The sequence below is a fragment of the Prochlorococcus sp. MIT2308 genome, from assembly GCF_059772345.1.
Window position 1 is genome coordinate 1,136,517 of record NZ_CM186283.1, and the last position, 9,655, is coordinate 1,146,171.

A 9,655-nucleotide genomic window follows, 5' to 3' on the forward strand; every position below is an offset into this window, starting at 1 on the left:
GTTGTTATCCCTCTGCATTAACGTTATTTGTCATGTCAAACGAAGGTAAGTCACTTCAATCAACTGAATCCAAGAAAATAGACGGAAAATCTGGAGAGAAAGAAAAAGCATTGAGCTTAGTGGTTGGGCAAATAGAACGCAATTTCGGTAAAGGTTCAATCATGCGTCTTGGGGACGCATCAAAGATGCGGGTAGAAACAATATCTACGGGTGCTTTAACTCTTGATTTAGCTCTTGGTGGTGGCTATCCCAAAGGACGTGTGATTGAAGTTTATGGTCCAGAAAGTTCTGGAAAAACAACGCTGACGTTACATGCAATAGCCGAGATTCAACGTAACGGTGGAGTTGCTGCATTTGTAGATGCAGAACATGCTCTTGACCCAGTCTATGCAGCCTCTCTTGGTGTTGATGTAGAGAATCTTCTCGTATCTCAACCGGATACAGGAGAGATGGCATTGGAAATCGTTGACCAACTTATTAGATCTGCTGCAGTCGATCTAGTGGTTGTTGATTCAGTCGCTGCACTTACGCCCCGTTCAGAGATAGAAGGAGAAATGGGTGATCATTCAGTAGGTGCTCAAGCTCGTCTAATGAGTCAAGCAATGAGAAAAATTACTGGAAACATTGGCAAGTCTGGATGCACAGTCATTTTCTTAAATCAATTACGTCTAAAAATTGGTATTACATATGGAAATCCAGAAACAACAACTGGTGGAAACGCTCTTAAATTTTATGCCTCTGTAAGATTGGATATTCGTCGTATTCAAACGCTAAAGAGAGGAACTGAAGAATATGGAATTCGTGCAAAAGTGAAAGTCGCAAAAAACAAAGTTGCACCTCCATTTCGAATAGCCGAATTTGATATTCTTTTTGGGAAAGGAATTAGTACTCTTGGTTGTCTTCTTGATTTAGCAGATGAGACTAATGTCGTCACTCGTAAAGGAGCTTGGTATAGCTATGAGGGTGACAATATTGGGCAAGGAAGAGACAATACCATTACTTGGCTTGAACAAAATCCTGAATCAAAAGACATAATTGAAAAATTAGTTAAAGATAAACTAACTGAGGGCTCAGAAGTAAGTGCTAATTCAATGAGACCACTAGCAGCAGCAGCTCGACATGCTTCATTACGACCCAACTTAAACCAAGTTTCAGCGAACGGTTGAAACTAAAAATATAGTTGGGTTTATCTGATGTCTGCAGGAATCCACCACCCTGCAGCAGGTCCAATAAAGCGAACAATAATCCAAAGAATAACTAAAGCAGCAATACCTACCCATCCTGCACGAATACTTAATTTAATAAATTGATCTCTTTGCGCTTGCGTCACAGGAAACCAAGAGACAATACGAGGTGATTCATTCTTAGAGTTTTTCTTTCTACGAGGTTTCAATCCTTGTTCAGATCTTCGTCGAGCTTCTCCCATTACAAAAAACAATATTTTTTAATCTAAGATATTGATTTTAATAAGGCAATAAACGCTCCAACGCAATCCACGGCTCAAGAGCTTCAAATATTAATTTTCCCCAACTTCTATAGTGCATGCGGCCATCCAGTATAGCGACTCGAACATCTCCACCCCTAATGATTGCAAGCGATTTGAGAAGTATAGTAAGAGTTTCGGGAAACAGGAATTCTCGAAACCAATCACAACCCTGATGCTTAAGCATTTCAACTCGAGCAGCAACCCAGGGTGACTCTAAAGCAGGAAATGGAATCACTGGAAAAATCAATTGATCTGGTGTTGGCAAATTGTACTGATTAATAATCCACCAATGACAACTACAACAAAGAATCCCATTAGTCTCAACATCAGTGGTTTCATGAACTACTCTCAATCCAAAATCTCCAGCCAATTCACTAGCTATTTGAAGTCGTAGTTGTAAATCATCTACCAAAATAATAGTTGGACGAGGACGACCAAGTATCAATCTTTGACATTGTCTTACAATATGACAATAGAAATGAGACGTATTTGGCAAAGGTTGTCTTTTAGGGACAAACAATGGGATGGGTTCTTGATCAAATTTATTTCCTAAATTCACCTTCACAGTAAAAGTAAATTTTTTGCTGTTTAGATCTAACAAGAAAAAATCGCTTTGGCCTGAATTCGTCAGCATTAAAAGAGTATTTTTTGAAAACAAACTGGAAAAAGTTTGCAAAGGAAATAAAGGTTGAATATACCAGTCCCAACTAAGTTTTCGCTTATCTAGTTTCGCCCAGGTTACCCATTCATTGTTGACCGCATTAAGAGCTCGTTTCCAAGGCATAGCGGAAGGCAAGTCATCTTTGAGAATTTGTTTTAATTTTAAAAGTTCCCTATGATGAATCCTTATGACAGCATCAGAGCGCACTGAATGACTAAACAGATCTCGAGTTAAGCGCTCATGAAGTTCGACAAGTGAAACTTCAAAACGTGAGCGCGAAGCAATTAAATCCTCCCAATCTTTTTGAGTAATTTTTATAGACATAGATTCTCTAATCTCACTAGAAATAAACTCAGATTCAGGAAATATTAATTGGCGATTTTTTAATAAATCTTTTTCATAAGCAAAAACAAGATCTTGATATCTTAAAACCCAAACTTTTTTATCTGAAGGAGTTAATTCAATTCCCTCTACATAATCGAAATCTAATCGACTAGATCTTAACTTTGGTAATTCCACTTCAAACAAGAGTTGACATTGTCTCTCTGATAGAATTAGAACAACATTCTTGTTATGCAAACAAAGTGGAATCAAAAGACCAGGCCACCAGAAATTTTTACTATCACTTGATAGTTGAATAAAAGTATTATCTTTACGACTTAAGCTTCTAGCTATCAATCTTGTCAGGGTCAAATTATGAGGCCATAGAGCAAGATTATTTTGATAGTATTTTTTCAGATGTTTATGTGAATTCACCGCAAGCATTAGTAGTACCTTTATCAATAAATTCTTTTAATCATGTTGCCCTATCAATAAAGATATAGAACAATAATATTTATGGAGCTTAAAACAAAAACCTCAAAAAATATTGGAATTGTTGGATTAGGTCTAATTGGAGGTTCCTTAGGCTTAGATCTCCAAAAGCTTGGATATACAGTTTATGGAATTACTCATCGAGAAAAAAGTGCACAAAAAGCAAGAGAAAGAAAACTAGCCCAAATTGTTAGCACTGATACAAGCGTATTAAACAATTGCTCTCTTATTTATATTGCTTTACCACTGGAACAGCTCCTGTATCCTTCAACAGCCCTGATCAATGCCATTCCTAGAAATGCTGTTGTTACTGATGTTGGATCTGTGAAAGTCCCTATTTTAAATACTTGGAACAAGCTACATCCTCGTTTTGTAGCCAGTCACCCAATGACTGGGACCGAAGAATCTGGCGTTCACGCAGGTCAACATAATTTATTTAAAAACAAACCATGGGTTGTTACCCCAAGCAAAGAAACTGATCAAAAAGCTCTCGAAATAGTGCAGCAAATTGCTTTAGCACTTGGGAGTCAATGGATAAGCTCTGAAGCTCAAATACATGATGAAGCTGTCGGATTGATTTCACATTTACCAGTTCTAATTAGCGCGGCATTGCTCAAAACATTAACTACAGATGTAAAGCCTTCCTTATATTCACTTGCAAAAAGTATTGCATCGAGTGGGTTTTCTGATACCTCCAGAGTTGGAGGTGGCAACCCAGAACTGGGAGTCTCTATGGCAAAATTTAATAAAAAAAATATTGAGAGACATTTGACCTCTTATAGACATTCTCTAAATCTTTTTGAAAAATATTTACTGGAAGAGAACTGGAGTGAGTTAGAAAAAATGTTAGTAAATACTCAGGAAGAAAGACAAAATTTCATTTCAAAGCCTACGAATTAAAGATAGGGATATTCAAATGCCTACCTCTAAATTCCATTAGTTGTCTGACAACCATCATGGCTGATTGGCTTACACCTGCTGTACCTTCGCCGGGATAAATTGAATCTCCACAAAGCCATAAACCTCTGAGAGGAGTCCTACTTGACAATCCAAAAGGCCCAAATTGATCTGGATGCTGACCAAGCCCTCCGACTATTCCTTGAGGACGTCCTGTCCACTTTTCAAAGCTTCTTGGAGTTGCAAATTCTTGATGATCCCAACTCGACTCAATCAAATCAAACTTTTTATTCAAAATAGTTTGTATCTGTTTTGATAAAATATTTTTTTTTCTGGCATAGGATTGATTATCTAGATTAGACCATTGATCGATATCAACAAATACACTTGCAATTAAAGTAGCCATTCCCACTGGTGCACGCTGATCATCTTCCATGCTTATAGAAATAAATAAAGAGCCAAAATTCTCATCGAATAATTGAATATGTCCTGGGCAATCTACTGGCAAGTCAGCACGACGGAGAGCTCCATAAAATACAGCTGCACCACTAGGTTTGGGTAATTTTTTTATACTTTCACGATATGTTGTAGATAAACCTCCATCAATAGGAATTAAATCTAAAAGAGATTGAGGAGGTAAGCTAAAAACAATATCTGATGCTTTCAGCTCTATCAAATTTTTTCTCCTATCAATTACATTGACATGAAAGATATTTGATTTTGTTTGACTGAGTATTTTAGTTACTCTATGTCCTATTAAAAGGTTCCCACCATCTCTCAAAAAACTATCTTTCAACAAATCGCTAAGAATTTGCATTGATCCATGAAGATGCCATAACCCTCTGGGAGATTGGGCCATTTGAAGAACAGTTGCACCGTATAAAGCTGCCGTTCTACTCGCTGGCTCTTGAGAGTAAAGTTTTAATTGAAGATCTAGGAAACTTCGTAGACGTCTATCTTGATGACAACCAGTTATTTTAAGCAAATCTGCAATAGTCAACTTGCTCATAAAAGCTGTTAAAAGATTTGAAGGGCGTATAGCTCTAATTAATTGACTTAAATCCCACAAATTTCTTACAGGAAGGATGGGATCTCTTTCTACAAATTCCCAGTTACTAACGTGAATTTTAGAACATAATGACCAAAAGATTTCACTCCCAGGAAACTGTTCTTTTCTTTCCTTTTTCCACCTTAATGGATCATGCCAAAGATTAATTGGCCTACTCCCATCGCCAAGAACAACTGAACATCCAGGATCTAAAATTTTCGCATCAGGTAAAGGAATATCTAAATAATTAAATAAACGATGATGAATTCCTCCCCTCTCAAGACCTGCAACTTGAGTAGCGCCTACATCAAAAGTATAAGAACCTCTTTTAAAAGTTCCTGCACAGCCACCTAATTGAGTATGTGCTTCGACCAAAGTTACCTGACAACCCTCTCTAGCGAGAAGAGCAGCACTTGTTAGACCAGCTATCCCGCCCCCAACAACAATGATAGATTCTTCAGACATAAAAATTATCCAGCGAGAATAAGGTCAATGGAGGAATTAATCAAAAATGCTCTTTCCAGTTCAAATAAAGTAAACAAAAACTCATTAGTAGAAAAAATAATCCCGGTAGGCGGAGGTTGTATCCACAAAGCTTGGTGCATTTATTTCCAAAATGGCAAAAAGGTATTTGCCAAATCAAATCATATAGACAATCTTAATATGTTTAAGTTCGAACGTGAGTGTCTTTCTGTTCTCAAAAGATTTGCCAACAAATCGTATATCTGCGTTCCTAAAACACTTGATCTAATAACTTATCAAGACATATCTGTACTTTGTTTAGAATGGATAGATCTCGAACAATCCCAACAAAATCTCCTTGGACAAGGTTTAGCACTACTGCATAAATCATCGAGTGAGTGGAGCCAAAAGAAATTCGGATGGGATGAAGAAGGTTTTATAGGTTCTAGCACCCAAATAAGAGGGTGGGGCAGTAACTGGGGCGAATTCTTTGTCAATTATCGTCTTAGGCCACAACTTATAAAGGCAAAAACATGGGGTCTCATAATTGATGATTATGAAGATGTTTTAGTATATTTAAGCTCATACCTAAACGACCATAACCCAAGGATCTCAATAGTTCATGGTGATCTTTGGTCAGGTAATTGTGGAAGTACTCAAGATGGTTTAGGAAGTCTTTATGACCCTGCTTCATATTGGGCTGACAGAGAAGTTGACATCTCAATGACTAAATTATTTGGCGGTTTTAATAGAGAATTTTATAAAGGCTACGAACAGATCTGGCCACTAGATACGCTTTCAACAAATAGAACTAATATATATAATCTTTACCATTTGCTTAACCACGCAAATATGTTTGGTGGATCATACAAAGAAAATTCACTAAAAATACTAAAAGATCTGAGATCACGTGTGTAACGTGACCTCAGATCTTTTTGTATTTTCTTATTAATTTATCCTAGGTACTCTTTTTTAAGATTTTGAACTTTATCAAATACAGCTGTTCTTTTTTCACTTGTAGTTAAATTTTGCCAACTCCACTGGCCTAAAACTACTATTCCAAGAAGTTCAAGTAAACCAGGAAGAATGGGGAAAAAATTAACTGTATCAATAACAACCTTGATTAATACTTGAGCAAGAACAACCACAGCAATGATCCCTGCGGCCTTGCCATACTTACCCATCTGGGTCCAATCAATTTTGCTCAATGATTCATTAACTTTCCCCATTACATCACTGTAACGTTCTGAAAAATTAACACCTTCAGTTTTCCCTCCCTTTGATTCATCTTTAGAATCAGGATTTACATCAGACATGAACACAAGCGACTAAGCAGTTATGGACCGAGCGTATCGAATTAATTTAAGAAATGCCATAGGCTTTATATGGATAAGTCCGAACCAAAATAGAGAGGATGCCGAATCAACTCACTTTTTCTGATGAAAATTCCAAAATATATTGAGTTCCATAATGAGACAAATTATGTTCTCTCTAGATTTTTAAAGGCAGCTGAACCAGCTGAAGGCTGCGCTATATTAATTGGTCAAAAAAAAACTTCCATAACAGATGCTAAAAAAAATTTTTGGAAAGTAATGCACATCTGGAATTGTCGTAATGTATGGGGAGAACCAGAATCATTCTTAATTGATCAAAATATAGGAGTTTTTGCTAATCAAAAAAATATTCAACCATCAAAAAATACTCGCTTCGAAATAGACGCAAAAGATCAAATTGCCTCTCAAAAATGGTCAAGAGAAAATGATTTAGAAGTTTTATGCTGTGCTCACTCTCATCCTTCAAGTGAAAACAGACCGTCGGAAATGGATTTACTCTTCCACCAATCTCCTGGTCTTATGGTTATTTCAAATAAGGATGGAGATTTAAAGGCATGGTGGATCAAAAATAAATTTGATTTTCATAGCGTGAAAATTAAATTTATTTCTTTAACGTAAGTAAATCTTAAAAGGGTTGACTCATGGGGCAAAGCCAGAATGACGCAAATTTAAATCTCGATGAACTTGCTAGGTATGCAAGACATATAAGTCTTCCTGAAATAGGTATTACAGGTCAAAAAAAATTGAAGACGAGCTCAGTTGCTTGTATTGGGACTGGGGGACTCGGATCTCCACTTTTAATTTATCTTGCTGCAGCTGGAATAGGACGTATCGGAATAGTTGATTTTGATGTAGTTGAATACTCAAATTTACAAAGGCAAATCATTCATACAACTGATTCAATAGGCCTATTAAAAACAGATTCTGCCAAACAACGCATACTCAAAATAAATCCTTCTTGTCGAGTGGATTTATTCAATCAAAAGCTAACCAGTAGTAATGCTTTAGAAATACTTAGAGCTTATGACGTGATATGTGATTGCTCAGACAATTTCCCAACACGCTACCTAATTAATGATGCTTCTATAATTCTCAAGAAGCCTTATATATATGGTTCAATTGCACGATTCGAGGGTCAGGTAAGTGTATTTAATTTGAAGAAAGATAGTCCTAGCTATAGAGATCTTATTCCAACGCCACCTCCACAAGAATTAATTCCATCATGCTCTGAAGCTGGTGTTATGGGAATTCTTCCAGGAATTATAGGTACAATTCAAGCAGCAGAAGCAATAAAAATAATAACAAATATTGGTTCTCCACTAGATGGAAGGGTCCTCATTTTTAATGCACTAAAGATGAGATTTAAAGAGCTAACATTGAAATCTAGTCAAGAGAGTAGTAATATCAATAAATTAATAGATTATAAAAGCTTCTGTTCAGAAGTTAAAGTTAAAAATGAGGTCGATTTAAATATAAAAAGCATTTCAGTGCAGGAATTAAAAACACTTCTTAGTCAAGGATCTAAAGAGACATTATTGATAGATGTTCGCAACCAAATCGAGCATAATGAATGTTCAATTTCAGGCTCCAGGCTCATACCCCTTAGTTCTATTGAAAGTGGGGAGTCCATCAATGAAATCAAAATTCTTGCCGCGCAAAAAAATCTTTATGTATTTTGTAAAAGTGGAAAAAGGTCATTGCGAGCACTAAGGCATTTAGACAAACTTGGAATTCAAGGTGTAAATATTGAAGGAGGTATTGATGCATGGAACAAAGAAAATATTAATTAGAACTAATAATCAACTCCTCTCTTTAAATCAACTCCTTTTTCTGCATAGTGCTTATGACACACCATCTCAGAATGAACACTTGCCAAATCAAAATACAGAGGTTGATTTTTACATCTTCCTGTAATAATCACTTCAGTCTCTGATGGTTTGCGCAGTAATGTTTGAACGATAGGCTCAACTGGTAGGAGTTCCAAATCAACAGTTGGATTTAACTCATCCAAAATAACTGTCTTATAAAGACCACTTGAAATCGCTGCTCTTGCAATTTCCCATGCTCTCTCAGCTTCTACATAATCAATGGGTTTTTGCTGGCCTCTCCAAACAATCGCATCTCTACCAGATCGAAGATGGTCCACTAAATGAGGATAACTTTCTCGAAGAGCTGCAATAGCAGCATCCTCTGTATAACCACTACCACCCTTAAGCCATTGCAATATTAAAACACGATGACTTTTATCCTGACTAATTCCTCTACCGATAGCTTGTAAAGCTTTACCCAAAGCACTGGTTGATTTGCCTTTCCCTTCCCCAGTATATATTTCAATTCCGCCAACATTATTTTCAAAAGGACTTTCCTCTTTATTGATCTCAGGGCGCCTGTGAGCTCTCATCTCAGAATGTAGTTCAGCAACTTTAATTAAAGGGTTTGGTGCTGCTCTACCAGTGACAATGATTTCCATACCACTTGGTCTTGCAGTAAGTGTTTTCACAACTTCTTCAACTTGCAATAAACCCAAATCCAGAACAGGATTCAATTCATCTAGGACAACAACTGAATATAAGGCACTGGCAATCGCCCCCTTTGCTATGTCCCATCCTCTTTGAGCTTCCTGATAATCAAATTTTGTAGATTGATCGACGTTGAAAAATTCACCTCTGCCAGTCCTAACTTGATCAATCAGGTGGGGGAAACCTTGCTGCAAAGCATCAATTGCTGAATCTTCGTCATAAGAGCGACCAGGCCCTTTCAAAAATCTAAGAAGTAATACTCTTGTTTGTTTTTTCTCACATATACCCAGACCTATAGTTCTCAGAACCACCCCCAAAGCTGCTTGACTCTTGCCTTTACCCTCTCCGTCATAAACATGTAATTGTCCATGACTTCGTTCTTGGCTTTCCGATGCTGTCGTAATTCCTATACCGTTTGATACCACGATCGATAAT

Annotated in this window: 10 protein-coding genes; 5 read left to right on the forward strand and 5 right to left on the reverse strand. The window is 36.9% G+C overall.

The genetic code is table 11. The features are described 5' to 3' along the window. The first annotated feature begins 32 nt into the window (after positions 1 to 32). Positions 33 to 1,166 carry a recombinase RecA gene (gene recA / locus AC6EIW_RS06750; protein WP_498506165.1) on the forward strand — a complete coding sequence of 378 codons (1,134 nt, stop codon included), beginning with the start codon at positions 33 to 35 and terminating at the stop codon, positions 1,164 to 1,166. Between the two features lie 20 nt (positions 1,167 to 1,186). Here the strand turns inward: recA and AC6EIW_RS06755 are convergent, their stop codons facing one another. Together AC6EIW_RS06755 and AC6EIW_RS06760 are read right to left on the reverse strand one after the other, a co-directional pair. Further along, complete coding sequence (locus tag AC6EIW_RS06755) at positions 1,187 to 1,426, reverse strand: DUF2839 domain-containing protein (protein ID WP_498519926.1); 240 nt, start codon at positions 1,424 to 1,426, stop codon at positions 1,187 to 1,189. Positions 1,427 to 1,463: 37 nt separating this feature from the next. Next, the gene (locus tag AC6EIW_RS06760) at positions 1,464 to 2,912 is read right to left on the reverse strand and encodes a helicase (protein ID WP_498521623.1); all 1,449 of its coding nucleotides are present in this window, start codon (positions 2,910 to 2,912) and stop codon (positions 1,464 to 1,466) included. A 72-nt stretch (positions 2,913 to 2,984) separates the two neighbouring features. On the opposite strand from AC6EIW_RS06760, the gene AC6EIW_RS06765 reads away from it, so the two are divergent. Further along, the gene (locus tag AC6EIW_RS06765; RefSeq protein WP_498519927.1) at positions 2,985 to 3,860 is read left to right on the forward strand and encodes a prephenate/arogenate dehydrogenase; all 876 of its coding nucleotides are present in this window, start codon (positions 2,985 to 2,987) and stop codon (positions 3,858 to 3,860) included. Here the strand turns inward: AC6EIW_RS06765 and crtD are convergent. After that, positions 3,850 to 5,370: a C-3',4' desaturase CrtD gene (gene crtD, locus AC6EIW_RS06770; RefSeq protein WP_498519928.1), complete on the reverse strand. Its 1,521-nt coding sequence runs from the start codon at positions 5,368 to 5,370 to the stop codon at positions 3,850 to 3,852. The two genes, AC6EIW_RS06765 and crtD, sit on opposite strands and share 11 nt — an antisense overlap. A 27-nt stretch (positions 5,371 to 5,397) precedes the next feature. Here crtD and AC6EIW_RS06775 point away from each other — a divergent pair, with 27 nt between their 5' ends. Further along, positions 5,398 to 6,285: a fructosamine kinase family protein gene (locus tag AC6EIW_RS06775; protein ID WP_498519929.1), complete on the forward strand. Its 888-nt coding sequence runs from the start codon at positions 5,398 to 5,400 to the stop codon at positions 6,283 to 6,285. 35 nt (positions 6,286 to 6,320) lie between these two features. On the opposite strand, the gene AC6EIW_RS06780 is transcribed toward AC6EIW_RS06775, so the two are convergent. Next, the gene (locus AC6EIW_RS06780; RefSeq protein WP_413683568.1) at positions 6,321 to 6,683 is read right to left on the reverse strand and encodes a CAAD domain-containing protein; all 363 of its coding nucleotides are present in this window, start codon (positions 6,681 to 6,683) and stop codon (positions 6,321 to 6,323) included. A gap of 123 nt (positions 6,684 to 6,806) precedes the next feature. Between AC6EIW_RS06780 and AC6EIW_RS06785 the strand changes: the two genes are divergently transcribed. Beyond that, the gene (locus AC6EIW_RS06785; RefSeq protein WP_498519930.1) at positions 6,807 to 7,319 is read left to right on the forward strand and encodes a M67 family metallopeptidase; all 513 of its coding nucleotides are present in this window, start codon (positions 6,807 to 6,809) and stop codon (positions 7,317 to 7,319) included. A gap of 23 nt (positions 7,320 to 7,342) precedes the next feature. Next, positions 7,343 to 8,491, forward strand: a complete 1,149-nt coding sequence (moeB, locus tag AC6EIW_RS06790; protein ID WP_498519931.1) for a molybdopterin-synthase adenylyltransferase MoeB — start codon at positions 7,343 to 7,345, stop codon at positions 8,489 to 8,491. A 2-nt stretch (positions 8,492 to 8,493) separates the two neighbouring features. On the opposite strand, the gene AC6EIW_RS06795 is transcribed toward moeB, so the two are convergent. Then, on the reverse strand, positions 8,494 to 9,645 hold the full coding sequence (locus AC6EIW_RS06795) for a cob(I)yrinic acid a,c-diamide adenosyltransferase (protein WP_498519932.1): 1,152 nt from the start codon (positions 9,643 to 9,645) through the stop codon (positions 8,494 to 8,496). Positions 9,646 to 9,655: the final 10 nt, after the last annotated feature.

What these genes read in the sequence shown, in the direction of transcription:
- AC6EIW_RS06785 (WP_498519930.1), top strand. Translation starts at nt 6,807, where the DNA reads ATGAAAATTCCAAAATATATTGAGTTCCATAATGAGACAAATTATGTT.
- AC6EIW_RS06780 (WP_413683568.1), bottom strand. Translation starts at nt 6,683, where the DNA reads ATGTCTGATGTAAATCCTGATTCTAAAGATGAATCAAAGGGAGGGAAA.
- AC6EIW_RS06775 (WP_498519929.1), top strand. Translation starts at nt 5,398, where the DNA reads ATGGAGGAATTAATCAAAAATGCTCTTTCCAGTTCAAATAAAGTAAAC.
- AC6EIW_RS06760 (WP_498521623.1), bottom strand. Translation starts at nt 2,912, where the DNA reads ATGCTTGCGGTGAATTCACATAAACATCTGAAAAAATACTATCAAAAT.
- moeB (WP_498519931.1), top strand. Translation starts at nt 7,343, where the DNA reads ATGGGGCAAAGCCAGAATGACGCAAATTTAAATCTCGATGAACTTGCT.
- recA (WP_498506165.1), top strand. Translation starts at nt 33, where the DNA reads ATGTCAAACGAAGGTAAGTCACTTCAATCAACTGAATCCAAGAAAATA.
- AC6EIW_RS06755 (WP_498519926.1), bottom strand. Translation starts at nt 1,426, where the DNA reads ATGGGAGAAGCTCGACGAAGATCTGAACAAGGATTGAAACCTCGTAGA.
- AC6EIW_RS06765 (WP_498519927.1), top strand. Translation starts at nt 2,985, where the DNA reads ATGGAGCTTAAAACAAAAACCTCAAAAAATATTGGAATTGTTGGATTA.
- crtD (WP_498519928.1), bottom strand. Translation starts at nt 5,370, where the DNA reads ATGTCTGAAGAATCTATCATTGTTGTTGGGGGCGGGATAGCTGGTCTA.